Genomic DNA, 26,817 nt, shown 5'->3' with positions numbered 1-26,817 from the left:
CATTGTGGCATCCCGAGCCCGCGGAAAGAAGCTGCGCCGCGGGGGAGGCGACCCAAATGGCTTTCTCATATCGTCTTAGTTCGTTTTTTCAGCAGGCCTACACGCTTATCGGTACGTATATCGTCGGCCAGTTTGGCGGCAAGCTCGCGCTGGGTGGCATTCAAGCCACGATGGTGCTCACCGAGCTCTGCATTGGCTTTTGCGTTGGCGTCGGCGCCGGCTGCGCGGTCATTACCGGTCAGTATTTTGGCCAGCACGATGATGAACGACTGAGTCGTTCGGTTCACACGGCCATGACGCTCGCGCTGGTGGGCGGTATCGTCTTCTCCATTCTCGGCATAGTGTTCGTTGAGCCCATGCTGGTGCTTATGAACACGCCGCATGAACTATTGGCAGAGGGCGTGGCCTATGCTCGCTGTTATTTTGCCGCGATGGTTGCGGCACTGCTGCTAAATATGGGAACCGCACTGCTGCGTGCCGTGGGCGACACGCGCGGGCCCGCCGTGATCATTGCCTCTGGCTGCCTTGTTAACGTGGTGCTGGATATCATCTTTGTCGCTGTGTTGCATATGGAGGCGCTGGGCTGCGGCATCGCAGTGGCGCTGACCATTTGCTCCAATGCAACGATGATCGTGTTGCGCATGATGCGCGCTCCGGGTGCATGGCGTCTTTCGCCGTCTAAGTTCGGTATCGATCGCGGTATTTGCAAGAGTATGATCTCGTGTGGTCTGCCACTCGGTTTTCAATCGGCTGCCTATTCGATCTCGAACGTGCTGATCCAGGTGTCGGTTAATTCGTTTGGCGCCGATGTCACGACTGCTTGGGGTCTATCTGGGCGCCTGGATGGCATTATCTGGATGGTGACCGAGGCGCTCGGCGTATCGATCGCTACGTTCTCGGCGCAGAACTTTGGCGCGCGCAACTACGAGCGCATGCGCAAGGGCTACCATACGTCGCTCGTGCTGTCGTTTATGCTCATTGGTGGCCTGTCTGCCGTGCTGCTGGTGTTCTCGGGCCCGCTGTCGCGTTTGTTTGTCGACGATGCTTCGATTTCGGCGTACACCACGACTATCCTCCATTTCATTGCGCCGTTCTATGCGATTTTCTCGATTATCGAGAACGCCTCGGGTTCCATCCGCGGCGCCGGCGTGAGTTTGCAGCCTATGATGCTCACCATCTTTGGCACCGTTGTCTTGAGGGTGATCTGGGTGTTTGCGATCATGCCCTTCGATCCGTCGCTCGAGCATCTACTGCTGGTCTACCCCGTAACGTGGCTCATTACGGCCACGATGTTCACCATCTACCACCACAGCGGCAACTGGCTAGGCCGCGCCACCGCCTAATGATCCCTTGGGGCGGAAGAAAATGGATCATTGCTCTCCGTCGTGATGTCGATGATCCGTTTTCCTCCGTCCCCTTCGGATCAATTAGTATTCGATGCCTTGGCGGGCCAGGAGGCCTTCGTCGAAGTAGTGTTTGACGGGGCGCATTTCGGTGACCAGGTCGGCGAGGTCGGCCAGCGGCAGCAGCCCGCGGCCGGTTAGCACGAGCTCCGTGGTGGCGGGCTTTATCGCAATCAGTTCCTCGACATCCTCTCGCGCCCCAAAGCAGCCTTCGTCTTGCCCTTGCCGTCTCCCGTATAGATTTGAACCTTGCCGACTTACAGTGATGCCATCTCTGTCCTTTCGTGCCCGGCGTCGGTTTATCGCCGTCCGGGTTGGGTATTCTAGAAAGCATTATCAACCCCAGTAGATGGAGTTCAAGCAGATGGAGATGGATGACAACAAGCGTAGACGGAATATGATCCTCTACGTGCTCATCGCCTTCGTCGTCTACCTCGTGCTCTCGACCGTTCTGTTCCCTAACATCGGTCACACGCAGCAGATTACGAAGACCGATTATTCGACGTTTGTCAAAGCGCTCGACAAGAAGAGCGTCGACAAGGTCGAGTACAACACGGACGATTACTCGATTTATTACACCAAGAAGGGCGAGGACGAGAACATCGCCTATAAGACGACCGGTGTGCCGAATGATGCGGGCTTTACCGATCGCGTGCTTGAGTCTGGCGCTTCGCTGGAGTCGGTCGTTCCCGATAAAAACTCGGGTTTGATGACCTACTACCTGCTTACGCTCATTCTTCCCATGGCGATTTTCTTCCTCATCGGTTGGTGGCTCAACCGCCGCATGAAGAAGGCCATGGGTGACGACGGCCCGTCGATGAACTTTGGCGGCGGCGGTTTTGGCGGCGGCGGACTGGGTAAGTCCGGCGCGCGCGTGATCGCCTCCAAGGACGTGGGCGTGACCTTTAAGGACGTCGCCGGCCAGGAAGAGGCCAAGGAGTCTCTCAAGGAGGTCGTCGACTTTCTGGAGAAGCCGCAGCGCTACGAGGAGATCGGCGCCAAGCTGCCGCGCGGTGCTCTCCTTGTTGGCCCTCCGGGTACCGGTAAGACTCTGCTTGCCAAGGCTGTTGCCGGCGAGGCCGGTGTTCCGTTCTTTAGCATTTCGGGCTCTGAGTTCGTTGAGATGTTTGTTGGTCGCGGCGCTGCAAAGGTTCGTGACCTGTTTAAGCAGGCCAAGGAAAAGGCCCCGTGTATCGTCTTTATCGATGAGATCGATACCATCGGTAAGAAGCGCGATGGCGGCGGCTTTAGCGGCAACGACGAGCGCGAGCAGACGCTCAATCAGTTGCTGACCGAGATGGATGGCTTCGATAACCACAAGGGTATCGTTGTCCTTGCCGCAACCAACCGCCCCGACAGTCTCGATCCCGCTCTACTGCGCCCCGGTCGTTTTGACCGCCGCATCCCCGTCGAGTTGCCCGATCTGACCGGCCGTAAGAACATCCTCGAGCTTCACGCCAAGAGTGTGAAGACCGAGCCGCCGATCGATCTGACCGCGATTGCCCGCGCCACGCCTGGTGCCTCGGGCGCCGACCTGGCCAATATCATCAACGAGGGCGCCCTGCGCGCCGTTCGCGAGGGTCGCAAGCGTGCAACCCAGGACGACTTTGAGGAGTCGGTGGAGGTTGTCATCGCCGGCCAGCAGCGCAAGTCCACGGTGCTTTCCGACCATGAGAAGCAGGTCGTTTCCTACCACGAGATCGGTCATGCCATCGTCGCTGCCCGCCAAAAGGGTTCCGCGCCGGTTACCAAGATCACCATCGTGCCGCGCACGAGCGGTGCTCTTGGCTATACCATGCAGGTCGAGGAGGACGAGCGCTTCCTGACGACACGCCAGGAGGTCTTGGACAAGCTTGCCGTCTACTGCGGCGGCCGTGCGGCCGAGGAACTCATCTTTGGCGAGATGACGACCGGTGCCGCCAACGATATCGAACAGGCCACCAAGCTCGCCCGTAACATGGTGACGCGCTTTGGTATGTCCGACGAGTTTGGCATGATGGCGCTCGGTACCGTGCAGAACGCGTATCTCAATCAGGATACGTCGCTCACCTGCGCCCCTGGTACGGCCGAGCGTGTGGACGCGATTGTCGCTAAGCTGATCGAGGATGCGCACGATCGCGCCCTGCAGATCCTCAAGGAGAACAAGTTCAAGCTCCATGAGCTGGCTCGTTATCTGTACAAGAAGGAGACCATCACGGGCGAGGAGTTTATGAATCTCCTCACGCGCGAGAATCCGCTGATGCCAAAGCAGCAGTAAGGCTGGTTACATAGCATCGCACGCCCCATTTGAGCTTTTATCTCAAATGGGGCGTTTTGCGTGGGAGGGATATGTATGAAGATCGTGGTGAGTGCCTGTTTGATGGGCGAGAGCTGCAAGTATAACGGGCTCGACAACTACCACCGCGCGTTGGTCGAGGCCTGCGAACGTACGGGGACCGAGGTCCTCTTGGTGTGCCCTGAGGTCTTTGGCGGCCTGCCCACACCGCGCAAGCCGTCCGAGATCGTGGACGGCGAGGTCCGTACCTGCGAGGGCATCTCGGTCGATCGCGAGTTTCGCCTAGGCGCTCAACGTGCGCTCGATATGTGCGAGCAAGCGGGCGGTCCGGAAGAGATCGCCGGGTGCATCCTGCAGGACCGCAGCCCCTCGTGTGGCGTAGGTCGCATCTACGACGGAACGTTCAGCGGTACGCTCACCGTGGGCAACGGTGTTTTCGTCGACCTGCTCCTGCGCCACGGCTACCGTGTGATCCCGGCAAGCGAGTTCGATCCCAGCATGTTGGAACATTGCCCACAGCACTCGAACCCAACACTTTCTCACGGGTGACCGTTTTGGCATCATCCGTGAATTTGATATTGAGTACGACCCGGTCATCAAAGACGTCGACCGAGTTGACAGGCGCCGTACCCAGGTAGCCCCTCCCCGCGGCCCTCGCGCAGGAACGCGTACACGGCCCTCCCGTCTCTTGCGCCCCTCCCGGAACTGTCCACATCGGTGTAGCCAATCCAGTCCGCCAAGGGCTGCAGCCCGGACAACGCGGCGATGGAGGGCTTCTTCGGCCTGCTCAAGAAGGAGTTCTGGCACGGCAGGGACTGGTCGGACTGGACCCCCGCCCGCTTCATCGAGGAGCTCGGGGGCTGGATCGGCCGATACAATACGGAGAGGCGCAGCGATGCGCTCTGTGGCCGCACGCCGGCCGAGTTCCGCTCCGCGCTGGGAAGGGCCGCGTAACGGTCCAAGAAATCGTCCGCTGTCCCCATTCTTGCCCCTTTGGGACGGCTTCTTGTTGGGGCGTGCCTGCCCCGGACCCTGCTAGGAACGAGTGTAGCAAACTGGAATTTTAAATTAGTCTTTGCAAATAACCTTTGAACCTTCACCATCAATTACAATTCCCTGACGATTGTTAATTGGGCATAGATTCAAATCCGAAAACTCAGTTATTATTTTCTCGGTAACTTTCTTAAATGGTGCTGTAAGAAAATGCGGAAGAACATAGAAATCAATCAAATTAAGCCCTGCATCATCTTCTTGTGAGTAGTCCTCCGGCTTTTCATCCATTTGCTCGATATATTGGATGTTTGGAGCGCATACAATCGCACCTGCTGATTCACCAATCATCAGTTTTCCCTTTGCCAATTCTTTCTTCAACAGCTCATCCGTTCCCGTTTTACGGAGCTGGTCTATAAGGAAAAAAGAATTTCCGCCGGTAAAATAGATCACATCCGCATCTTCAAAAAGAGACTGTATCGTTGAATAAGCCTCCGTTGAAATATCAATTTCAGTTACGATTGCTCCCAACTTTTTGAATAATTTTCGAGCCGAGCCGACATAACCGGTGTAGCCTTCACGCAGCGAAGCTGTTGGAATAAATGCGACTTTTTTATTTTCAATTTCTTCCTTTATCAGGCTTCCTACACTTGAAAAGTGCGAACATAAAAACAGTTTCATCAATATTCTCCTTTATATATAAATTCTTATTTGTTGAACTAAGCCGTGTATACCATACTCTCCAATGAAAGAACGCCCTGATATAGCATAATTTGCTGTTTTCCTACGTACGTGCGTACACACTCCACAGGAATTCTTAGGGCCCTGCCCCCTTAGCACACGGACTTTGGAACAAAGACTAGTGTGTTACGCCTTGCCAGAGGTGTACAGGCTCCCGGTAAGCACGTACGCAGCAATTGCCATCAATGCGCCATATAAGTGGCGATCAAGTTCGCATAAAGCGACCTTGGTTTCGCAAAATAAAAGGCAGGATACCATCATCACCACGATGATATCCTGCCTCTGTTCGTTCCTGTTTACCGTTCCGAATAGTCCTTCCGCAGAATTTCCGATAAACAAAAAACGTACCCGAACCCTTTCTCGTAAAAGAATCGGGTTAGAGTACGAACTGAATGCTGGATCAATAAAAAACCACCAGAAAGGTGCCTGTCCCCTTTGTGGTGGTTTTGGGCCAGTCCTAGAGCGTGTGGCCGTAAGCGTCGGCGGCCTTGATGGCGGCGGCGAACTTTTCGTCAGTGAAGGGCTCGGGGTTTCCCTGCTTCCACTCGTTGGTGGCGTGCGCGTATTCGCACAGGGCCGGGATATCTGCCTCGGTAAGGCCAACCTGCTCAAGCGTTACGGGCAGCCCCATCTGCTTGTTAAAGGCGGCGTAGCGCTCAAGGTTCTCGGTATCGCCCGTATAGGCAAACAGTACCAGCACGCCCAGGCTCACGACCTCGCCATGCAGGTAGGTGCCCTCACGCGGAATGCTGCAGGTGGCGTTGTAGAACGCGTGCGCCACGCTCGAGTTGTAGTAATAATCGTTCTGGTTGGTCAGGTTCGAGACATAGCCCGTGTTGACAACGATGTCGAGCGCGATCTGCTTGACGGCCTCGCTCGACAGATTCTGGCGCACATCCTCAAGACCCTGCACACCATAGGTAAACAGCGGCTCGGAGCAGGTGTGGGCGAGTGCCAGGCCAAGACCGGCGGTGTGCTCCAAATTACCGGCGCTCGTGGCGTACTCGACCTCGGGCTGCTTGGACAGGGCATCGCCTACACCGGCCCAGAAGTACTCTGCTGGCGCCTCGGCGATGATCTTGGGGTTGATGAAGATGTGCGCGGGGCGGTTGGGGTACGAATAGCCCTCGAGCGAGCCGTCGTCGTTGTAGACAACGGCAATGGCGGTCGCGGCGGAGCAGTTGGAGCAGATCGTCGGCACGGTAAAGACGATCTTCTTGAGCTCGATGGCCGCCGTCTTGACGGTATCGAGCGCCTTGCCGCCGCCGCAAGCAATGAGCACGTCGGCTTCCTGGCAGGCGGGGGAGTTTACGACCTTGGCGATATTGGCACGCGTACTGTTGGTACCGTAGACGCGCGTCTCCAGGACCTCGACATCGGTACCTTCAAGTGCCGCCTCGATTCCCGGCAGCGCCGCAGCCAGGGCTCGCTTGCCGCCAATGATGGCGACTTTCTTCGCGCCGTACTCCGCCAGTGCAGTTGGCAGCTTGGTAAAGCAATCCTCGCCAACGGTGTAGTCGCTCATTCCAATTGTGCGCATAGCAGCCTTCTTTCGTTCGATAAAGTGCTTTCAGGTATTTTGCTCCTAGTGAAGGCTTGTAATAGCGAGAAATTTCGAACGTATAAAACCAGTGTTGAGGGTTTTTTGCCGACGCGGAACGTGCTAGCATACACCGCATAAGCGTTGATGGGGACGAGTAGTCGGCCGTCCGCATGCTACAGAGAGCGGGAAGCGCTGAGAACCCGTGCATGCGACCGATGAAAATCACCCCGGAGCTGCGGTCCCAACGGACGTGCCGCGCAGACACGTCTTAGTAGATATCGCCGAGATGGTCGTCGATACAGGCCAGCCGAGTAACGGATGCGAGCGCGCGAATACGCGGGCGAGGGCATCTAAGCTGGGTGGTTAAACGAAGAGCTTTTGCGGGCGTACAGCTCGTTTTGTGGCGCTTCGTCCCAGCTTGTAGGGACGGGCGCTTTTTTGGTGCCCAACGGGCGTGTGCGCCCATGACATGAAAGGGGTACCGTGGCAAACGAGTACAAGCAGACGATGAATCTGCCCAAGACCGGTTTTCCCATGCGTGCCGGTCTTTCCAAGTCCGAGCCCAAGCGACTCAAGGACTGGCAGGACAACAAGGTCTACGAGCAGGTTCTGAAGAAGAACGAGGGTCACAAGAAGTTCGTGCTGCACGACGGTCCTCCGTACGCCAACGGCCCGATTCACATCGGCCATGCCATGAACAAGATCTCCAAGGACATGATCAACCGTTACTGGATGATGCAGGGCTATGAGGTTCCCTATGTTCCCGGTTGGGACTGCCATGGCCAGCCGATCGAGCATAAGGTCGAGGAGAAGCTCGGCACCGAGAAGTTCAACCAGACCTCCACGGCTAAGATCCGTGAGCTTTGCAATAAGTTCGCTGTCGAGAACATCGAGCTGCAGAAGGCCGGCTTCCGTCGCCTGGGCGTGCTCGGCGATTGGGACAACCCCTATCTGACGCTCTATCACCAGCATGACGCCGCCGACATCGAGGTTTTCAAGGCCATGTTCGACAAGGGCATGATCTATCGCGGTCACAAGCCCGTCCACTGGTGCAAGCACTGCCATACCGCACTTGCTGAGGCCGAGATTGAGTACTCCGACGAGACGAGCCCCTCCATCTTCGTTCGCTTTGAGATGACCTCCAAGCCCGCCGGCCTCGAGAACTTCGACGGCCCGGTTGACTTTATCATCTGGACGACCACGCCGTGGACCATCCCCTCCGACCAGGCCGTTTCTCTTAAGCCCGGCGCCGCCTACGTCGCCGTTGAGCACGACGGCCGCGCCGAGGTCATGCTCGAGGACCTGGCTCCCAAGTGCTGCGAGGAGTTTGGCTGGGAGTACACCCCGGTTGTGGTCGACGGCAAGCCCTATGTGGTTCCCGCCGAGACCTTCCACCACATCCACTACAAGCAGCCGATCTTTGACGGCGTTGAGGGCGTGGCGCTGCTGGCCGATTACGTCGGTGTCGATGACGGTACCGGTATCGTCCACAACTCGCCCGGCCACGGCGTCGACGACTACTTCGCCTGCCTCAAGGAGGGCATCACCGACATCTGCATGCCGGTCGATGACGACGGCAAGTTCTACACCGGTGAGGAGTTTGGCACCGGTGGCCCCTTCAGCGGCATGGATACCGATGAGGCCAACCCGCACATCATCGAGTTCCTGCGCGAGCGCGGCACCCTGGTCCTCGAGAAGAAGATCACGCACAGCTATCCGCACTGCTGGCGCTGCAAGCACCCGGTGCTCTTCCGTGCTACCGACCAGTGGTTTGTCTCGATGGACAAGACCGGTTTGCGCGAGCAGGCCGGCAAGGAGGTCCGCGAGAACGTCAAGTGGTATCCGGCCCACGCGGCAAACCGCATCGGCGCCATGGTCGAGCAGCGTCCCGACTGGTGCATCAGCCGTCAGCGCAACTGGGGTGTGCCTATCCCCAGCTACACCTGCGCCGACTGCGGCGAGAAGGTCATGAACGACGCCACGCTCGACGCCGTCATCAAGCTCTTCCACGAGAAGGGCTCCGACGCCTGGTTCACTGACGCTCCCGAGAGCTACCTGGGCGATGCCTGCGTCTGCCCCAAGTGTGGCGGCCATCACCTCAAGGCCGATAAGGACATCCTCGACGTGTGGTGGGACTCCGGCGTGTCTTGGAAGGCCGTTTGCGAGTACCGTCCCGAGCTGGAGTACCCGGCGGACGTGTATCTTGAGGGCTCCGACCAGCATCGTGGCTGGTTCCAGAGCTCGCTGCTCACTTCGGTGGGTGCCAACGGCCACGCTCCGTACAAGGCTGTCGTCTCGCAGGGCTTCACACTCGATGGCCAGGGCCGCAAGATGTCCAAGTCGCTCGGCAATGTCATCGACCCTAATAAGGTCTGTGACGAGATGGGCGCCGACATCATCCGCCTGTGGGTTGCATCTGTCGATACCAGCTCCGACGTGTCCATCGACCACGAGATTCTTGCTCGTACATCCGATGCCTACCGTCGTTTCCGCAACACGCTGCGCTTCCTGCTCTCCGAGCTCGAGGGTCAGTTTGAGCCCGAGACCGACGGCGTCGCCTTTGCCGACCTGCTGCCGCTCGACAAGCTCATGGTTGCCCGTCTGACCCAGGTTCAGGCCGAGGTCGACGATGCCTACGCCAGCTACGAGTTCCCGCGCGCCTACCGTGCGCTCTACGACTTCGTGGTTACCGAGCTCTCCAACGTGTATCTCGACGCCCTGAAGGACCGTCTGTACTGTGAGAAGCCCGGCTCGCTCGAGCGCCGCAGCGCCCAGACCGTGCTGGCCGAGCTCTTCTCGATGCTCATGCGCGACCTGCAGCCGATCCTTTCCTACACGGTCGACGAGGCCATGGCCTATGCGCCCGCCGGCTGCGTCGATCACCAGAAGTACGCCGCGCTGCTCGATTGGTACAAGTCGCCCATCACGTTCGACGAGGCCAATGAGTTTGAGGGCGTGCTCGAGGCTTCACTTGAGCTCCGTAGTGCCGTGACCAAGGCCCTCGAGGATGCCCGTTCTGCCGGCACCTTCACCAAGAGCCAGCAGGTCCGCGTCAAGGCGGTCGTTCCCGCCGAGATGTACGCGCTGCTGACCGGTGATAAGGCCGTCGACCTGGCCGAGTTCTACATCGTCTCCGATGTTGAGCTAACCCAGGGCGAGGAGCTCTCCGTTGCTATCGAGGCTGCCGAGGGCGAGTGCTGCGACCGTTGCTGGAACTACCGCACCACCGTCGGCAAGTACAACGGCCATGCTCACATCTGCGAGAGGTGTGCGAATGCCCTTTAAGGCACGGTAACTCGGCATTTTAGTTATAGGTAGAATTTGGGCGCCTTCGGCCCATTTGCTCCGCTGAATAAAAGCGGCATTCTGTTTTTCGGAATGCCGCTTTCTTTTTATGCTGGTTATTTCGCTTGTGTTGGTGGATATGTCGTGCGCTCTGCGTGTGGCAATATAAGATGGTTAATTGCGTTAAACGGAATTCGATGTTCTTGAGGGTAGGGGATTGATTTGGGTCGTGCTGGGGGTATGACGCCGCCTTTGCGTTGGCGGTTGGGTGTTGCTGGTGGGGTGGCGCTGGTTGTGCTGCTTCTTGACCAGCTGACCAAGCTTGCGGTTCGTGCCGTGGGCGACGCTTTGCATGTGACCGTCATCCCCGGTGTCATTGACTTTATGTTTGTCCGTAATATCGGTGCTGCCTTTAGCATGGGCGAGGGGCATGGCGTTGCGTTCGCTTTGCTGGCGCTTGCGGTCATTGTCGCCATTGCCGTGTACTTGCTTCGCACGCCCCAGCTTGCTCGCTTGGAGGTTGTGGGCATGGCCATGGTCGTGGGTGGCGCCATTGGCAACGCGATCGATCGCCTGGCTTTTGGCTTTGTGACCGATTTTATTGCCACCACCTTCATCGACTTTCCCGTCTTTAACGTGGCCGATATCGGCATCACCGTAGGCGTTGTGCTTGCCCTCATCGGCTACATGTTCTTGAGCCCTGCGGCCCGCGAAGTCGATGCGACTGCCGAGCTCAATGCCCGTGATGAGGCCCGCGCCAAGCGCAAAGCCAAGCAGCGTGGGGAGCGTGCCCGCAAGATTCGCGAAAGGAATGAGCGTTAATGGCCGACATCCATATTCTTGTTGCCGACGATTGCTCTGGCCAGCGTCTCGACGCCTTTCTGGGTGCCAACGACGGCTGCCCCACGCGCTCTGCCTGCGCGCATCTGATCGAGGGCGGCGCCGTAATCGTGAACGGCGAGACCTGCCTATCAAAAAAATATGCTGTGCGCTCCGGTGACCGCATCTCGGTCGACCTGCCCGAGCCGCATGATCCCACTGATGTGATTCCCGAGGCCATCCCCCTCGATATCCGTTACGAGGACGACTACCTCATCGTGCTCTCCAAGCAGCGCGGCCTGGTGTGCCATCCCGCCCATGGCCACGAGAGCGGCACGCTTGCGAACGCTCTGGTCTACCACTGCGGCATTGACCATCTGGGTACCGTGCAGGGTGAGGACCGCCCCGGCATCGTGCATCGTTTAGATCGCGATACCTCGGGCCTCATGCTTGCGGCAAAAGACGACGACACGCAGCGCGCGCTCCAAAATCTCATTCGCACGCGCACGCTCGATCGTCGCTATATCACGCTCGTTCACGGACATATCGCTATGGATGAGGGCACCATTAACACCGGCATTGCCCGTTCTACGCGTGACCGTGTCAAGATGGCCGTTTCGGACGATCCTTTCGCGCGCCAGGCCATTACGACCTTTAAGGTCCTCGAGCGCTTCGATTCCACGCGTTTTGACGACGGCTATACGCTCGTCGAGTGCCACCTGTTTACGGGCCGCACACATCAGATTCGCGTGCATATGCGCCATATCAACCACGCCTGCGTGGGCGATCCGCTCTACGGCAAGTGCGATGCACGCGCCGATCAGGGTCTGACCAGGCAATTCCTTCATTCCTGGCGTGTTGCATTCGACCATCCCGTGACGGGGGAGCGCATTGAGTGCCGCGACGAGCTACCGTGGGATCTCGCCGCGGTTCTTGACGACCTGGCCCCGCGCTCGCTTGGCCGCACCGCTGCCGGCGACGAAATCGTTCCGCAGCTCGGTCTGCTCGAAGCCTAGCCAGTATTAGGTGGTTTCTTGAACTCGGTAAGCCTGCGGTAAGATATACGGTTGTTTACGTAACGCGTTCTCGGGAGCCTGCATGCTCGCCTTTTTACAAACCAACACACCCATCGTGATCTTCAACCAGATTGTTGTCACGCTGCTCACGGTCTGCTTTCTGTACCAGGTGGTCTTCTTTGTCATTGGCGCTCTTCGTGGCGAGGTCGCGCCTCCCAAGGCCAAAAAACTTCACCGCTATGCCTTCTTCATTGCTGCGCATAACGAGGAAGCCGTAATTGCCAATCTCGTACGCTCCATCAAGGACCAGGACTATCCGTCCGAGCTTATCGAGGTCTTTGTCGTTGCCGACGCCTGCACCGACAACACCGCGCAGCTCGCACGCGAGGCCGGTGCCATTGTTTACGAGCGCAATGACCTGGCCCGCAAGGGCAAGAGCTGGGTCATGGACTTTGGCTTCGACCGCATTCTCAACGAGTATCCCGACACGTTTGAGGGCTACTTTATCTTCGATGCCGATAACGTTATCTCCCGCGATTACGTTTCCAAGATGAATGATGCCTTTGACCAGGGCTTCCATGTGGTCACGAGCTATCGCAATTCCAAGAACTTCGGCAGCTCGTGGATCTCGGCTGCTAATGCCACGTGGTATCTACGCGAGGCGCGCTTCCTCAACAACGCGCGTAATATCTGCAAGACGTCCTGCGCTGTTTCGGGTTCGGGTTACCTTATCTCGTCAAGCGTTATCGAGGGCATGCACGGTTGGCAGTTCCACACGCTGACCGAGGACATTCAGTTCACTACGTTCTGCGCCATTCACGGTATTCGCATTGGCTATGCGCCGGCGGAGTTCTTTGACGAGCAACCCGTGACGTTCAAGGCATCCTGGAAGCAGCGTATGCGCTGGACCAAGGGCTTTTACCAGGTGTTCTTTACCTACGGTAAGCATCTGGTCAAGTCGACGTTCCGCTGTCATCGCTTTGCCGCCTACGACATGTTCATGACGATCGCCCCGGGTATGCTGCTGTCGCTCATCTCGATGCTCGCCAATGCGACGTTCCTGATCGTGGGTGGACTCTCGCACGGCTTTTTGGCTACCGAAGTCGAGATGCAGGCCTGTGCCGCTTCGCTCATTATGACCTTCGCCATGATGTATCTGACTTTCTTTATCCTGGCGCTGCTCACGACTATCTTTGAGTACAAGCACATTCACTGCGCGCAAAAGTGGCGTCTGGTGACTAACCTGTTTACCTTCCCGATCTTTATGTTCAGCTATATCCCCATCACGGTGGCCGCGCTGTTCCTGAAGGTCGACTGGGTCCCGACGCAGCACGCCGTCAGCGTTACCCTTGACGAGGTCATGCAAGGCGCCAAATAACCACCACCAAAACCACCGCAAAGGGGACAGGCACCTTTGTGGTGGTTTTTGCTTTTGAGCAGCTGCTCAAGGAGGTTTTCGATGGTCTATATCCCGTTTTGGATTTGCATCTTTGCCGGCGTGGCAATTGATGCCCGAGAGCGACGGTTTCCCAATGGGCTTGCCGGCGCATGTGCCGTGACGGCGTTGGCGGGCGTTTGGCTCGACCTCGGTTTGAACACAGCGCTTGACCACGCCGGTCTTGCGGTCATCGTCTACCTTGGCCTTGTGCTTACCGAGTCGCTCTGGCGTAGAGTTCGCCACGCTCCTGGCATTGGCATGGGGGACGTCAAGGCACTCTTTGCCCTTTGTACCTTCGATCCCCTGGGCGGCGTTGTCGCGTTTGCGGTTGCGCTCCTGACCCTTGCCGTCGCTTGCCTCATCGCAAAATCGCGCTCCCTGCCATTGCTCCCGTTTTTAGTGCCGATTTTTGCCATAATCGAGGTCGTGGGCTGCACTTTGTAACCGATTGCGCATCCTTTTTAAGGAGCATGCCATGGAATCTAATCAAGAAACGGCCGTCATTAAGGCGCGCATGGACCGTATTCCCTCGGCGTTGTCGCCCAAGCTTGTCGAGCGCATTGCCGCCGATCGTGCTTCGGGCTATGTCAACCCGTATCGTTGCAACGACGATCAGGTCATTCGTCGTATTGATCGCGCCGCCGACAAAGGCACGCTTATGCGTCCGGCGTTTATGCGCGATACCGAAAAGATACTTCATCTTCCGGCGTACACCCGTTATGCAGGCAAAACGCAGGTCTTTAGCTTCCGTAGCAATGACGATCTGTCACGCCGCGGTTTGCACGTGCAGCTCGTCTCCCGCATTGCGCACGATATCGGTCGCGCCCTGGGGCTCAATTGCGATCTGATCGAGGCGATCGGCCTGGGTCACGACTTGGGACACACGCCTTTCGGCCATGCCGGCGAGCGCTTCCTCAACGATATCTATCATGAGCGTACGGGGCGTTATTTTTTCCATAACGTGCAGTCGGTCCGCGTGCTCGACACACTGTACGGCCGCAACGTGTCGCTTCAGACGCTCGACGGCGTGCTATGCCATAACGGCGAGTACGAGCAGCGTGTGTTTGAGCTCTCGGACATGAGCTCCTTTGACCAGTTTGACCAGACGGTTGAGGATTGCATTGCCACGGGCTATAGCGCAATTGGGCATCTGCGTCCCATGACGCTCGAGGGCTGCGTCGTTCGCATCTCGGATATTCTTGCCTACGTCGGTCGTGACCGTCAGGATGCGATCGCGGCGGGCCTGCTGTCACCCGACGCTTTTGATGATGGCCGGGGCGGTGCCTACAACAGTTGGATCCTCACGCATGCCTCCATCGATATCGTTGAGCACAGCTATGGTAAGCCGCGCATCGAGATGAGCGAGGACCTGTTTGAGGAAATCCGCCGAGCCAAGCGCGAGAACTACGAGAAGATCTATAGCAAGGGCGGTATCGAAGGCGATTCCGAGGTGGAGTTGCGCGAGGCGTTCGAAAAGCTCTACGACCGTTGCCTGCGGGATCTAAACAGTGGTGACGAGTCCTCGTACATCTTTAAGCACCATATTTCGCGCATTGAGCAGCAGCTTTCCTACTACGATCGCACCTATGCCTGGCAGGACGACAAGGATCAAGCCGTGGTGGATTATATCGCGAGCATGACGGACGGTTATTTCTGCGAACTGACGAGCAAGCTGTTCCCCGGTCTGGAGTTTCCGCACCGTACCTATATTAACGAACGGTAGTTCGTATCCTTTCGGTATACTGGTTAGTTGAAAACGTTTTTGATTGATGCACGGGATGGCTATGGACGACCTTTTTTCTGCCTCGACGCGCGAGCGTTCCTTTAAAAATGCGCCGCTCGCGGTGCGCATGCGTCCCAATTCGCTCGACGAGTACGTGGGTCAGCAAAAGGCCGTCGGTAAGGGCTCGTGGTTGCGTGCCGCGATCGAGCACGACGTGCTTTCGAGCGTGATTCTGTACGGGCCGGCCGGTACGGGTAAGACGACGCTGGCCCACATTATCGCCAACCATACCAAGAGCGAGTTTGTCGAGGTCAGCGCCGTGACGGGTACCGTAAAGGATCTTCGCCGCGTGATTGACGAGGCCAAGACGCGCCTGAATACCTACGACCGCCGCACCATCCTGTTTATCGACGAGATTCACCGCTTCTCCAAGTCTCAGCAGGATGCCTTGCTGCATGCGGTTGAGAACCGTACCGTCATTATGATTGGCGCCACGACGGAGAATCCGTACTTCGAGGTCAACTCGGCATTGCTCTCGCGCGGTCGCGTGGTGGAGCTTGAGCATCTTAAAGACGAGGATATCGCCACGCTTATCGAGCGTGCGCTCGAGGCGCCGCAGGGTTTGAACGGCAAGTTCTCGGCCGATGAGGATACGGTTAAGACCATCTGCACGCTGGCAGCGGGTGACGCTCGCTCGGCGCTCACGACGCTCGAGCTTGCGAGCGAGATTGCAGTCACGCGTCCCGATACCGAGGGAACGCCAGCGCCTGCGGCGGGGGAGCGCTATCCCATCACCGTGGATGACGTGAAGATTGCCAACCCGCGTCGCGGCTTTACGTATGACAAAAACGGCGACATGCACTACGACATCATCAGTGCGTTCATCAAGTCCATGCGCGGTAGTGACCCCGATGCCACGATCTATTGGCTCGCTCGCATGATCGATGCTGGGGAGGATCCTAAGTTTATCGCTCGCCGCATTATGATTCTCGCTTCTGAGGATGTTGGCAACGCCGACCCGCAGGCGCTTTTGGTGGCGCATGCCGCGTTTAAGTCTGCCGAGGTCATTGGCTATCCCGAGTGCCGCATTAACCTGGCTCAGGCTGCACTCTATGTGTGCTTGGCGCCAAAATCCAACGCGTGTGAGGCTTCGATCGATGCGGCGCTGGCCGATATCCATTCTAGTGGGCTTCGCGAGGTGCCGAGTTATCTGCGCGATCGCCATCGCCCGGGCAGCGATGAATACGGTGTGTATAAGTATCCACATGATTATCCCGAAGGCTGGGTCGATCAGCGCTATTTGCCCGAAGGCTTGGAACGCGGTGCATTTTGGCAGCCTGCCGGGCGCGGCTGGGAAGAGTGGCGCGTAGAGCAAAGCGAACGAGACCGCAGCGGGAATGCACCGAGGTAGCTGCTGATAATTTTGTCCCACGTTGCTGCTCTTGGCATGTTCGGTCCCCTTTGGGGTACCATGAAAAGCGTCTGTATTTCGATTCTTCCGGGAGGCTTGTATGAGTCCCATTCAAATCGCCCTGCTGCTGCTCGCCGTTGCCGGCGTGTGGGCCATCGCTGAGCTCGCGCTTACCCTGCGCAAGACCCGCAATGTTGTCGACTCGCTCGATAAGACCGTGAACGACCTCAACAACACCATCGCCGAGGCTCAGCCTGTGGTGGCAAAGCTCGATGGCGCTGTCGATGAGCTTACGCCGGCGCTTGCCCAGATGGAGCCGCTGCTTAAGTCGAGCAAGACGGCAGTTGATGCCCTTACCTCCAATCTCGTAGAGGTCGAAGCCGTGGTTCGCGACATTTCCGAGGTTACGGGCAGCATGGCCGAGGCCAGCAATGCTGTGTCGAGCGTGACCGACTCTGCCGCCGGTGCTGTGCAGAAGCTCTTCAATAAGGTGAAGGCTCCTGCAACCGACGCCGATCGCAAGCTCGCCGCTGCCGCTGCGGAGGCCGAGCAGCCTACCGAGCGCGTCCTAATTGGCGAGGACGAGGCCGCCGCGGGCGACGCTGATGGTCAGAAGTCTGTATCCAAGCCGGCGCAGTATTACACCTATACGCCCGCCGAGACCTTTGAGGAGTCCTGCAATGAGTAGCGAAGCAACCTGCCCTATCACGCTGACCGTTGCCGGTGACCCGCGTCTCGCTCGCCTTGTGCGCATGACGGCAGCCAACGTTGGTGCTCTGTGCTCTATGTCTGTCGATCGCATCGAGGACATCCGCATGGCTGCTGAGGAGGCTTTCATCTTTGGTTGTACCGCGGTCGACTGCGATGACATCACCATCAAATTCGATGTCGATGAGACCCACGTTGGCATGACTATTACCTTTGGCGACCAGGCTACGGTCGATGAAGACGACCAGGCTGCGGTGTATGCCGAGCTCATCCTCGCGAGCGTGTGCGACTCCTACGAAAAGACTACGGCGCCCCTGACGCTTTCCCTCGACCTCAAGGCGGATATCTAATATGACCGAACGTTCCCGGAGCGGCAAGACCGCTTGGGACAAGGAGAAAACCCGCGAGCTGTTTCGTCGTTACAAGGAGACCGGTGATCCGGACGCCCGTGAGCAGCTCGTCATGTCCCATATGAACCTGGTAAGGTTTCTTGCCAACAAATTTAAGAATCGCGGCGAGCCGCTCGACGACCTCATGCAGGTCGGCTATCTGGGCTTGCTCAAGGCTATCGACCGTTTTGATCCCGAGCGCGGACTCGAGTTCACGACGTTTGCGACACCCACTATCCTGGGCGAGATCAAACGCCATTTTCGCGACAAGGGCTGGAGTGTGCGCGTACCGCGTCGTCTGCAGGAGCTCTCGGCCAAGGTCAACCAGGCTACTGACAAACTTACCAACGAGCTGCAGCGTTCGCCCAAGGTTGAGGAGATCGCTGAGTATCTAGATGTGACTGTCGATGAGGTCCTCGAGGCTATGGAATCGTCTTCGGCCTATACCTCGGTGCCCATCGAGGCTCCTGGTGCGTCCGATTCCGACGATGCGCCCTCGATTCTCGACCGTTACGCCGACGATGACAACGAGCTCGACTTTACCGATGACCGCCTGGTGATCGAGGAAGCCATCCGCGATTTCTCGCCGCGCGAGCGCGAGGTGATCGAGCTGCGCTTTGTGAAGGGCATGACCCAGATCGAGATTGCCAAGAAGCTGGGCATCTCGCAGGTGCAGGTCTCGCGTCTGCTGCGCCGCACGCTTAAGAAGATTCAGGACAAGATCGACCCCGACGGAGTGATGATTCGTTCATGAGCGAGCACCCCCAACAAACCGATCGCGTGCTGCGCGACACCCGCGTTCTGACGCTGCGCATTTGGGCTGTTGTCGGCTGCATTGTTATTGCTGCTGTCATCTTTAACCTTATGGGCATCCTGGCGCCGGTTATCGAGTTTCTCGCTGTTGGTTCCATCATTGCCTTTGTGATGTCCCCGATCACCAACTGGCTCGAGCACCATGGCGTGAATCGCGGCATCGGTTCGCTTATCGCGCTTATTGTTGTTGTTGCCGTGCTCGTCGGTGTCGTTTGCATCTTGTCGCCGATTCTCTTTGGTCAGATCATGGAAGTCCTGAGCCGCCTGCCCGAGCAGCTTCGTGTTGCGGGTGGCGATCTCAATGAGATGATCTCGCATGCCAAGACGCTCAACAACACGCCGCTTAAGGAGTATTTGGACGATAATCTTTCGTCGCTGGTTGCCGTGGCATCGAAGTATGTGTCTCAGATCGCTGCCGAGCTTGGCCGCGGTGTGTTCCCGCTCATCACCAATACGGCTTCGCAGTTGTTCGTTATCTTCCTTGGTCTGGTGCTTGCGTACTGGATGGCCTGCGACTACCCTCGCATGCACCACGAGATTTGCACCATCATCGGTCAGGAGAAGGAGACCTCGTACCGCTTTATGGTCGCCATCCTTTCTCGCTCTGTCGGCGGCTACATGCGCGGTATGGTCGTGACGTCCATCTGCGGTGGTTTCCTCGCCTTTATCGGTTTTATGATCATCGGCCATCCGTATGCGGCGCTCATGGCTATCTTTACCGGCATCATGCATTTGGTTCCGGTCGTCGGTCCTTGGGTGAGCGCAGCAATCGCCACGGTGCTCGGTTTCATGTTCAGCCCCATGTTGGCGTTATGGACGCTCATCGTGACGATGGTCGCGCAAAACGTCACCGACAACGTGATTTCTCCTAAGGTCATGCAGAGCTCGGTGCAGGTGCATCCCATCATGAGCCTCACGGCGCTCGTTATTGGCTCGGCACTCATGGGCCCCATCGGCATGATTATTGCCATCCCGCTGTGCGCGGCCCTCAAGGGTATCTTCGTGTACTACTTCGAGAATGAGACCGGCCGCCAGCTTGTGGCCTATGACGGCGCCGTGTTTAAGGGCACACCGTACCGCGATGCCGATGGCAACCCGGTCGCCGCCTACGACGCGCTCGGCGACGACACCTTCATCTACGAGTCCGAGCTCATCGGCAACGAGACTGCACCCGAGGCCAAGGCCATGCCCAAGCCCGAGCTCGATAATCCCTGGATTAAGCTCTTGGGTCTGCAGCCCGATGCCACGGGCTTCTTCAAGAACCCCTTTGCCAAGGACGATGATTCCAACTCGGACGACGATACCAAAACCGGCATCGACGGCTCCATGGACGATGACGACAACTAGCGGGGTAATTCGGGTTAACATTCATACGTGCTAACATGCAATTTCGCTGGAGGGTCGCTGTTTGGCGACCCTCTTTTTTGCATAGGCGCGGTGGGATGGTAATATCGTTACGTTTGAACTGTTTCGATGTGAAACCGAGGAGATTCCCTCTATGAGTGCTGACTACCCGTCGATGACTACGGCCGAGATTCGCTCCAAGTTCCTCAACTTCTTTGAGGAGCGCGGTCTTAAGCTCTATCCTTCTTCGTCCCTTGTTCCCGACGATCCCTCGCTGCTGCTTGCCAACGCTGGCATGAACCAGTTTAAGGAGTACTACCAGGGCAAGAAGACCATGAAGGAGATCGGCGCGATCTCTTGCCAGAAGTGCGTCCGCACCAACGACATCGACTGCATCGGCGAGGACGGCCGTCACCTGTCGTTCTTCGAGATGCTCGGTGACTTCTCCTTTGGCGGCGTCTCCAAGGAGCAGGCCTGCGCTTGGGCTTTTGAGCTCATCACCAAGGAGTTCAAGCTGCCGCTCGACCGCCTGTACTTCACCGTCTTTACCGAGGACGACGAGACCCATGACGTGTGGCGCTCCCTGGGCGTTGCCGAGGATCACATCTCGCGTCTGGGCGAGGACGACAACTTCTGGGCCGCTGGCCCCACCGGCCCCTGCGGTCCGTGCTCCGAGATCTACTTTGACATGGGCGAGGAGGTCGGTTGCGGCAGCCCCGACTGCAAGCCCGGCTGCGACTGCGACCGCTTCTTGGAGTTCTGGAACCTCGTCTTTACCCAGTACGACCGCCAGGAGGACGGCTCCATGCCGGAGCTGCCGCACCGCAACCTCGATACGGGCATGGGTCTGGAGCGCATGGCCGCTATCATGCAGCACAAGACTGCTAACTACGACGGCGATCTGATGCAGCACCTCATCAAGCTCGGTGAGGAGATTAGCGGCAAGACCTATGACGCCGACGATTACTCCGGCGCCAGCCGCTCCCTGCGCATCATCGCCGATCACTCCCGTGCCGTCGACTTTATGATCTCGGACGGCATCCTGCCCGGTAACGAGGGTCGCGAGTACGTCCTTCGCCGTCTGCTCCGCCGTGCCGTGTTCCACGGTCGCCTGCTGGGCATCGAGGGTGCCTTCCTGACCAAGTTCATCGACGAGGTCAATGCTCAGATGGGAGAGGCTTATCCCGAGCTGCTCAAGAACGTCGCCCTCGTCAAGGGTATCGTCGCCTCCGAGGAGGAGCGCTTCTCCACGACGCTCGACAACGGCCGCGTCTATCTGGACGAGGCTCTGGCAGCGCTTTCCGAGGGCGCCGTGCTTCCGGGCGATGTCGCCTTTAAGCTGCACGACACCTTTGGTTTCCCCATCGATCTGACCGTCGAGATCGCCGGCACCGCTGGTCACGACGTCGACATGGATGGCTTTACCGCTTGCATGGAGGACCAGAAGGCCCGCGCCCGCGCCAACGCCAAGGGCGATGCCTGGGGCAGCTTCAACGACGTGTGGGTCGAGCTTTCCGACAAGGTCGCCGCGACCGAGTTCGACGGCTATGACAACGATGTGATCGAGGGCGCCAAGGTCGTCGCCATCGTGCGCAACGGCGAGTCTGTCGATTCCGCTGCCGCCGGCGAGGACGTCGAGGTCGTGCTCGACCGCACCCCGTTCTACGCCGAGATGGGCGGCCAGCAGGGCGACGCCGGCAAGCTTTCCGCCGAGGGCGTTGCACTGACCGTTTCCGATACCAAGAACCACAACGGCCTGTATGCTCATGTCGCCCACGTTGCCGAGGGCTCGCTTTCTGCTGGTGCCGCTGTGACCGCCGCTCTCGACGCCGAGCGCCGTGGCTTCCTGCGCCGCAACCACACCGCCACGCACCTGCTCGACGCCGCCCTTAAGCAGGTCCTGGGCGAGCACGTGTCCCAGGCCGGCTCGCTGGTGACGCCCGAGCACCTGCGCTTTGACTTTACGCACTTCGAGGCCCTTTCCTCCGAGCAGCTCAAGGCTGTCGAGGACCTGGTCAACCAGCAGATCTTCGCTTCCAAGCCGGTCGTGACCCGTGTCATGGGCATCGACGAAGCTAAGGCTGCCGGCGCTGTCGCTCTGTTTGGCGAGAAGTACGGCGATGTCGTCCGCGTCGTCTCCGTGGGCGCCGAGGACCAGCCGTTCTCCCGTGAGCTCTGCGGTGGCACGCACGCTGCCAACACCGCCGAGATCGGCCTGTTCAAGATTATTTCCGAGTCCTCCACAGGCTCCAATGTCCGCCGTATCGAGGCCGTGACCTCTAAGGGCGCTCTCGATTACATGGCCGACCGCCTGGCACTTGTTGACGCCGCTGCCGCTGCGCTCAAGTGCCGCGTCGACGAGGTTCCCGCCCGTGTGGAGAACCTGCAGGCCGAGCTGCGCGAGACGTCCAACAAGCTCAAAAAGGCTCTGACCGGTGGCTCCTCCGACGCCATTTCCAGTGCCATCGAGGGTGCTGTCGAGCTCGGCGGCTACAAGCTGGTCGTTGCTGAGCTCCAGGGCCTTGAAGCTGCCGACTTGCGCAACGTATGGGATACCGTGCACCAGAAGGTCGCCGGCCCTGTCGCTTGTGTCGTCGCCAGCGTGACTGAGAAGGGCACCCCGGCCCTGCTCGCCGCCGGCTCTGATGACGCCGTCAAGGCCGGTTTCCACGCCGGCAACGTGATCAAGCAGATCGCGGGCCTGGTCGACGGTCGCGGTGGCGGCCGTCCCAACATGGCTCAGGCTGGTGGCAAGAACGCCGCCGGCATCGCCGATGCCCTCGCGGCCGCCAAGACCGCGCTCGGCGCCTAAGAATCTAGGTAGTCGCTGTGGTCGCGCTTGCGCTGGACATAGGGGAGACCAGGATCGGCATCGCCGTCTCGAGCCGTGATGGCAAGATGGCGATGCCCGTCAAGGTGCTTCCGGCTGCCGAGGTCACTGGCATGGCAAAGACGTTTCGCTACTTGGTCGAGGACTATGAGCCCGATATCCTGGTAAGCGGACGTCCCTTGACCATGGCCGGTGAGCCCGGCCCCCAGGCCGAGCGCGTTGCCGCCGTGGCGCAAAAGATTGCCGACGAGCTCGATCTTCCGCTGGAGTTTGAGGACGAGCGTCTGTCCTCGCAAGAGGCCAAGCGTATCCTGCGCGAGCAGGGCCTCAACGAAAAGCAGATGAGGGGCAAGATTGACATGATTGCCGCCAGCCTGTTTTTGCAGACGTGGCTCGATCGTAAAAACGAGGAGGTTTCGCATGCCTAGTGCTTCCGATCCGCGCCAGCCGAATCGTACACGTCAGCCGGAGTCGCGCCCTGCCCAGCCTGGCCAGCGTCCGGCACAGCCGACGCAGCGCGCAGCTCAGCCTGCCGCGCGCCCGGTGCAGTCCTTCTCTCGTTCGGCCCAACCTGTTCAACGGACGGGTCAGCAGCCTTCTGCTCGTTCGGTTCAGCATCCGGCTTCTCATGCGGCTCAGCAGCCTTCTGCTCGTACGGCCCAGCCTGCAGGCGGCACCCGCTTTAAGCAGCAGGTACCTACCCAGCGAACGCAGACCCCCCAATCGCATTCGCATCACGCTCGCGGTTCGCATGGCGTTGCTCCGGCGACCCGCTCGAGCTACAACACGCATGCTCGTCGCGGTGCTCAAAAGAAGAGTTCTCCGGTTCCCATGATCATCGGCGTTGTGTTGGCGGTGCTCGCGCTTGCCGCGATCGTTTTCTTTGTCGTGCCAGCCGTCAAGGGCTTCTTTGGCGGTGAGGGTGCGAAAGTCGTTGCAGGCCAGCAGGTTACTATCACGATTCCCGATGGTGCCTCGGGTGACAGCATCGCTTCGATTCTCTCCGAGAACCATATCGTAGAAAATCCCAAGGATTACTATGCGGCGGTGAAAAAGCTCAACGCCGATATGTCGCTCAAGCCTGGTACCTATTCGTTCACCACACTCATGGATGCGACCAAGGTTGTTCAGCAGCTCATGGAAGGTCCCAACGCGGGCTCCAATGCGCTGACTATCCCTGAGGGCCTAACGGTCGATCAAGTCGCCGACCGTGTGGCCCAGGCCTACGACGGCATCTCTAAGGAAGACTTCCTCAATCAGGCCAAGGCCTCCAACTACGTGGATGACTATAGCTTCCTTAAGGGCGCGGCTAACGACTCGCTCGAAGGTTTCTTGTTCCCCAAGACCTATTCGCTGGGCGATTCGCCTACGGCCGATGACGTGATTCGCGCTATGCTCGATCAGTTTAAGACCGAGTATAAGTCGCTAGACTTTGCGAGCTGCGAAGCCAAGATCAAGGAGCGCTACGGTGTGGAGATGTCCGACTACGACATCGTCAACTTGGCTTCTATCGTTGAGCGCGAGGGCCTCAACGCCGATCAACGTGCGCACGTGGCCTCGGTCTTCTACAACCGCCTTGCCGGCAAGCTCGACGGTCTGCGCTATCTCAACAGCGATGCGACCATGATGTATGTCACCGGTGGAGAGGTTACCGCCGACGACCTGCAAAGCGATAGCCCGTATAACACCTATAAGCACGAGGGCCTGCCGCCCACGCCCATCTGCTCTCCGTCGCTCGAGGCGCTCAAGGCCACGCTTGAGCCGACCGACTCCGATGACCTGTATTTCTACATTACGCAGGACGAGGAGTACTTCTCGCAAACCTACGAAGAGCATCAACAGTCTTGGAATTAGCATGAGGATTTTTAGCCCCAAACGATACGTTGCCTCGGTCGATCGCATCGACCTCGATACCCTCTGGGCCGATGGCAAACGCGCCATTCTGCTCGATCGCGATAACACCCTGGTGCCGCGCGACACCGAGCAGGTTCCCGCCGCGGTTTCCGCTTGGCTCGATGCCGCCCGCGCCAAAGGCTTTAAGCTGTGCATGGTGTCCAACAACTGGCATCGCGACCAGGTCATGAGCTCTGCACGTGAGCTGGGACTCGAGGCCATCAGCCACGCCATGAAGCCGGCGCCGTTTGCCCTCAAGGCAGGTCTTAAGCGCCTCGGCGCCACGGCCGACGAGGCGGTGCTGATCGGTGATCAGCTCTACACGGACGTGTGGAGCGGCAACTTCGCCGGCGTCGATACCATCTTGGTAAAGCCGCAGGCGACGCAGGACCTGTGGTATACGCAGATCTTCCGTATCTTTGAGCGCCGGGCCCTGCGCGACCTTCCCTGCGAGGATTAGGTCTCGCTATGTCCCAGCACACCAAACACGGCTGCGACCATATCTTCTTTATCGGCTTTTTGGGCGCGGGCAAATCGACGCTCGCGCGCAACGTCGGCACTATGTTTAAGCGGCGTTTTGTCGATACCGACCGCCTGGTCGTGCGCCGTTGCGGCAAGTCGGTAACCGAGATTTTTGAGACCGAGGGCGAGGATCGTTTTCGCGAGCTCGAGACCTCGGCGCTCCGTTCGCTCCAAAGCGAGCGCAGCCTGTTGGTTTCGTGCGGGGGCGGTATCGTCGAGACGCCGGTGAATATTGAGCTGATGCACGAAATGGGTACGTGCGTGTACCTCGAGGGCGACTTCGAGGATTCAATTCGCCAGATTCGTCGGTCCGACACGCGCCCCGATTTTCGCTCGCCCGAGCATGCTGCGCGCCTGTTTGAGCTTCGCCGTCCGCTGTATCGCCAAGCCGCCGACCTTACCCTTGATATTCGCAACAAGTCCTTCGAGGACGTTTCCTACCTTTGTGCCGAGATGCTTTTGGAGCGTGGACTGCTATGATTCGCCGTCAACTGATCAATTTCCAAAACCGCAGTGTCGATGTCCGCGTCGGATTGGGCGCGTTCGAGGAGCTGTCGCGCATGTTTGCCTCGGTCGTTGGCAAGCCTAAGCGTGCGATGGTAGTTTGGAACGACGTCACATCCGAGCGTTTTGGTGAGGTCGTCGAGCATGCGCTGGTCGATGCCGGCTTTGCCGTGTCGCAGCTCGTCCTCGAGGTTTCGCCTGCCGGTGCTACGCTGGCCGATGCCGATGCTATCTTTGGCGCCCTGTCTGCCAACGGCGTTACCTGCGACGATCTGGTTGTCGCCGTTGGCGATGCCGCAACCTGCTCGGTTGTTAGCTGGTGCGCCAACCAGTGGTGCGGCCGAACCGAGTGCGCCTTGCTGCCGACGACGTTCGACGCCATGCTTACGGTCGCGACGACCATGAAGCCGCTCGTCGCCTCGTCGGCGAATGCACTTCCCGCTATCGCGTTCCGTCCCGAGCCGGGCTTGGTCGTGTGCGACCTCGACCTTGTTCGCGAGGCGGACCCCGAGGGCCTCAAGCTCGGCTATGTGGTACTTGTTGGCACCATGCTTTCGAGCAGCAAGTCCCGCTGGAATCAGTTTACTGAGACCGTCCCCGAGATTCTCGCGGGCGAGGAGGTCGCGCTCGTCAATGCCGTGCAGTGGTCTCAGACTGCCCGCAAGGACGTACTGATGGCCACGAACCCGAGCGCCCGCCATGCGCTCGATTTTGGTAAGACGGGGGAGCGTACCCTGCGCGCCTGCTTGGGCGATGCTGCTTCGCAGGTTCCTGCCTATCAGCTGTTATCCGAGGGCATGCGTTTTGAGGCGCGCGTTGCCCACGATGCTTGTGACTTCGATATCGATTACGTTTTTGAGGTCGATGACTGCCTGGAGGACTTTGGTATCGAGGAGCTTGCCTTCGACCTGGAGCCCACCGCGTTTATCGAGGAGTTCCGCAAGCAGCAGTTCGCCCGCTCAAACCGCAGCATGTTGCCGCTGCCCGCGGCACTCGGCGCCATTCGTCTAACGAGCGTTGAGGACGAGGTTCTTGAGCGCCATGCTCATGCCTACTTGGCTTCTCGCAAAGAACTTCTCTAAGTTTTATTGACATCCTTCGTCTTTCGTATCATGTTGAGGGACGGGTTTCCAATCGGTTGCGGATCGCATGCGATTCTGACGTTCGGTT

General features: G+C 58.6%; 24 protein-coding genes and 1 pseudogene. 21 read left to right on the top strand and 4 right to left on the bottom strand.

All coding sequences use genetic code 11. From position 1 onward, the window contains the following. Window positions 1–56 precede the first annotated feature (56 nt). Window positions 57–1,343 (top strand): MATE family efflux transporter, encoded by a 1,287-nt coding sequence (locus I2E45_RS03745; protein WP_195444358.1) that lies wholly within the window; start codon window positions 57–59, stop codon window positions 1,341–1,343. 84 nt (window positions 1,344–1,427) lie between these two features. Here I2E45_RS03745 and I2E45_RS03740 read toward each other — a convergent pair. Beyond that, window positions 1,428–1,586: pseudogene (locus tag I2E45_RS03740) on the bottom strand (cob(I)yrinic acid a,c-diamide adenosyltransferase); the annotation flags it as partial. After that, complete coding sequence (locus I2E45_RS10600) at window positions 1,577–1,645, bottom strand: cob(I)yrinic acid a,c-diamide adenosyltransferase (RefSeq protein WP_148331232.1); 69 nt, start codon at window positions 1,643–1,645, stop codon at window positions 1,577–1,579. The gene I2E45_RS10600 and the pseudogene I2E45_RS03740, both read right to left, overlap by 10 nt. 122 nt (window positions 1,646–1,767) lie before the next feature. On the opposite strand from I2E45_RS10600, the gene ftsH reads away from it, so the two are divergent. The 3 genes from ftsH to I2E45_RS03720 all read left to right on the top strand — a co-directional run bounded on the left by ftsH (window position 1,768) and on the right by I2E45_RS03720 (window position 4,632). Beyond that, window positions 1,768–3,660, top strand: coding sequence for an ATP-dependent zinc metalloprotease FtsH (ftsH, locus tag I2E45_RS03730; protein ID WP_171021520.1), 1,893 nt, complete (start codon window positions 1,768–1,770; stop codon window positions 3,658–3,660). A gap of 75 nt (window positions 3,661–3,735) precedes the next feature. Then, the gene (locus tag I2E45_RS03725; RefSeq protein WP_195444357.1) at window positions 3,736–4,227 is read left to right on the top strand and encodes a 2-thiouracil desulfurase family protein; all 492 of its coding nucleotides are present in this window, start codon (window positions 3,736–3,738) and stop codon (window positions 4,225–4,227) included. Window positions 4,228–4,404: 177 nt separating this feature from the next. After that, window positions 4,405–4,632 (top strand): IS3 family transposase, encoded by a 228-nt coding sequence (locus tag I2E45_RS03720; protein WP_411161276.1) that lies wholly within the window; start codon window positions 4,405–4,407, stop codon window positions 4,630–4,632. Window positions 4,633–4,746: 114 nt separating this feature from the next. On the opposite strand, the gene I2E45_RS03715 is transcribed toward I2E45_RS03720, so the two are convergent. Both I2E45_RS03715 and I2E45_RS03710 read right to left on the bottom strand, forming a co-directional pair. After that, window positions 4,747–5,349 (bottom strand): Type 1 glutamine amidotransferase-like domain-containing protein, encoded by a 603-nt coding sequence (locus I2E45_RS03715; protein WP_195444356.1) that lies wholly within the window; start codon window positions 5,347–5,349, stop codon window positions 4,747–4,749. Between the two features lie 517 nt (window positions 5,350–5,866). Then, on the bottom strand, window positions 5,867–6,949 hold the full coding sequence (locus tag I2E45_RS03710) for an iron-containing alcohol dehydrogenase family protein (protein WP_195234982.1): 1,083 nt from the start codon (window positions 6,947–6,949) through the stop codon (window positions 5,867–5,869). Window positions 6,950–7,459: 510 nt separating this feature from the next. Between I2E45_RS03710 and ileS the strand changes: the two genes are divergently transcribed. The 17 genes from ileS to I2E45_RS03625 all read left to right on the top strand — a co-directional run bounded on the left by ileS (window position 7,460) and on the right by I2E45_RS03625 (window position 26,729). Further along, window positions 7,460–10,237, top strand: a complete 2,778-nt coding sequence (gene ileS, locus I2E45_RS03705; RefSeq protein WP_229058814.1) for an isoleucine--tRNA ligase — start codon at window positions 7,460–7,462, stop codon at window positions 10,235–10,237. Between the two features lie 294 nt (window positions 10,238–10,531). Continuing rightward, a complete protein-coding gene (gene lspA / locus I2E45_RS03700) occupies window positions 10,532–11,059 on the top strand; it encodes a signal peptidase II (protein WP_249934429.1) in 528 nt (175 codons plus the stop codon). Beyond that, entirely contained in the window at window positions 11,059–12,072 is a 1,014-nt protein-coding gene (locus tag I2E45_RS03695) for an RluA family pseudouridine synthase (RefSeq protein WP_195444354.1), read from the top strand. Before lspA ends, I2E45_RS03695 begins: the two co-directional genes overlap by 1 nt. Before the next feature lie 82 nt (window positions 12,073–12,154). Then, window positions 12,155–13,450 (top strand): glycosyltransferase family 2 protein, encoded by a 1,296-nt coding sequence (locus I2E45_RS03690; protein ID WP_195444353.1) that lies wholly within the window; start codon window positions 12,155–12,157, stop codon window positions 13,448–13,450. An 81-nt stretch (window positions 13,451–13,531) separates the two neighbouring features. Then, window positions 13,532–13,954: a prepilin peptidase gene (locus tag I2E45_RS03685; RefSeq protein WP_006233998.1), complete on the top strand. Its 423-nt coding sequence runs from the start codon at window positions 13,532–13,534 to the stop codon at window positions 13,952–13,954. Window positions 13,955–13,985: 31 nt separating this feature from the next. Further along, on the top strand, window positions 13,986–15,233 hold the full coding sequence (locus tag I2E45_RS03680) for a deoxyguanosinetriphosphate triphosphohydrolase family protein (RefSeq protein ID WP_195444352.1): 1,248 nt from the start codon (window positions 13,986–13,988) through the stop codon (window positions 15,231–15,233). Window positions 15,234–15,294: 61 nt separating this feature from the next. After that, window positions 15,295–16,644: a replication-associated recombination protein A gene (locus I2E45_RS03675; RefSeq protein WP_195444351.1), complete on the top strand. Its 1,350-nt coding sequence runs from the start codon at window positions 15,295–15,297 to the stop codon at window positions 16,642–16,644. A 100-nt stretch (window positions 16,645–16,744) separates the two neighbouring features. Beyond that, entirely contained in the window at window positions 16,745–17,332 is a 588-nt protein-coding gene (locus I2E45_RS03670) for a hypothetical protein (RefSeq protein ID WP_195444350.1), read from the top strand. Next, window positions 17,325–17,702 carry an ATP-binding protein gene (locus tag I2E45_RS03665; protein WP_006233993.1) on the top strand — a complete coding sequence of 126 codons (378 nt, stop codon included), beginning with the start codon at window positions 17,325–17,327 and terminating at the stop codon, window positions 17,700–17,702. Before I2E45_RS03670 ends, I2E45_RS03665 begins: the two co-directional genes overlap by 8 nt. A gap of 1 nt (window position 17,703) precedes the next feature. Then, window positions 17,704–18,495 carry an RNA polymerase sigma factor SigF gene (locus I2E45_RS03660; RefSeq protein ID WP_022094589.1) on the top strand — a complete coding sequence of 264 codons (792 nt, stop codon included), beginning with the start codon at window positions 17,704–17,706 and terminating at the stop codon, window positions 18,493–18,495. Further along, window positions 18,492–19,901, top strand: a complete 1,410-nt coding sequence (locus I2E45_RS03655; protein WP_195444348.1) for an AI-2E family transporter — start codon at window positions 18,492–18,494, stop codon at window positions 19,899–19,901. The genes I2E45_RS03660 and I2E45_RS03655 overlap by 4 nt, the downstream gene beginning before the upstream one ends. 151 nt (window positions 19,902–20,052) lie before the next feature. Then, entirely contained in the window at window positions 20,053–22,710 is a 2,658-nt protein-coding gene (gene alaS, locus I2E45_RS03650; protein WP_195444346.1) for an alanine--tRNA ligase, read from the top strand. A 17-nt stretch (window positions 22,711–22,727) separates the two neighbouring features. Continuing rightward, window positions 22,728–23,156: a Holliday junction resolvase RuvX gene (gene ruvX / locus I2E45_RS03645; RefSeq protein WP_035138185.1), complete on the top strand. Its 429-nt coding sequence runs from the start codon at window positions 22,728–22,730 to the stop codon at window positions 23,154–23,156. Then, window positions 23,149–24,582 carry an endolytic transglycosylase MltG gene (gene mltG, locus I2E45_RS03640; protein WP_229058810.1) on the top strand — a complete coding sequence of 478 codons (1,434 nt, stop codon included), beginning with the start codon at window positions 23,149–23,151 and terminating at the stop codon, window positions 24,580–24,582. The genes ruvX and mltG overlap by 8 nt, the downstream gene beginning before the upstream one ends. A gap of 1 nt (window position 24,583) precedes the next feature. After that, window positions 24,584–25,081, top strand: a complete 498-nt coding sequence (locus I2E45_RS03635; protein ID WP_117769616.1) for a YqeG family HAD IIIA-type phosphatase — start codon at window positions 24,584–24,586, stop codon at window positions 25,079–25,081. A gap of 8 nt (window positions 25,082–25,089) precedes the next feature. After that, entirely contained in the window at window positions 25,090–25,623 is a 534-nt protein-coding gene (locus I2E45_RS03630) for a shikimate kinase (protein WP_195444344.1), read from the top strand. Beyond that, window positions 25,620–26,729: a hypothetical protein gene (locus tag I2E45_RS03625; RefSeq protein ID WP_195444342.1), complete on the top strand. Its 1,110-nt coding sequence runs from the start codon at window positions 25,620–25,622 to the stop codon at window positions 26,727–26,729. The genes I2E45_RS03630 and I2E45_RS03625 overlap by 4 nt, the downstream gene beginning before the upstream one ends. Window positions 26,730–26,817: the final 88 nt, after the last annotated feature.

It is taken from the genome of Collinsella aerofaciens, assembly GCF_015555045.1.
Classification (GTDB): domain Bacteria; phylum Actinomycetota; class Coriobacteriia; order Coriobacteriales; family Coriobacteriaceae; genus Collinsella; species Collinsella aerofaciens_W.
This window is presented reverse-complemented; position numbering and strand designations above follow the sequence as displayed.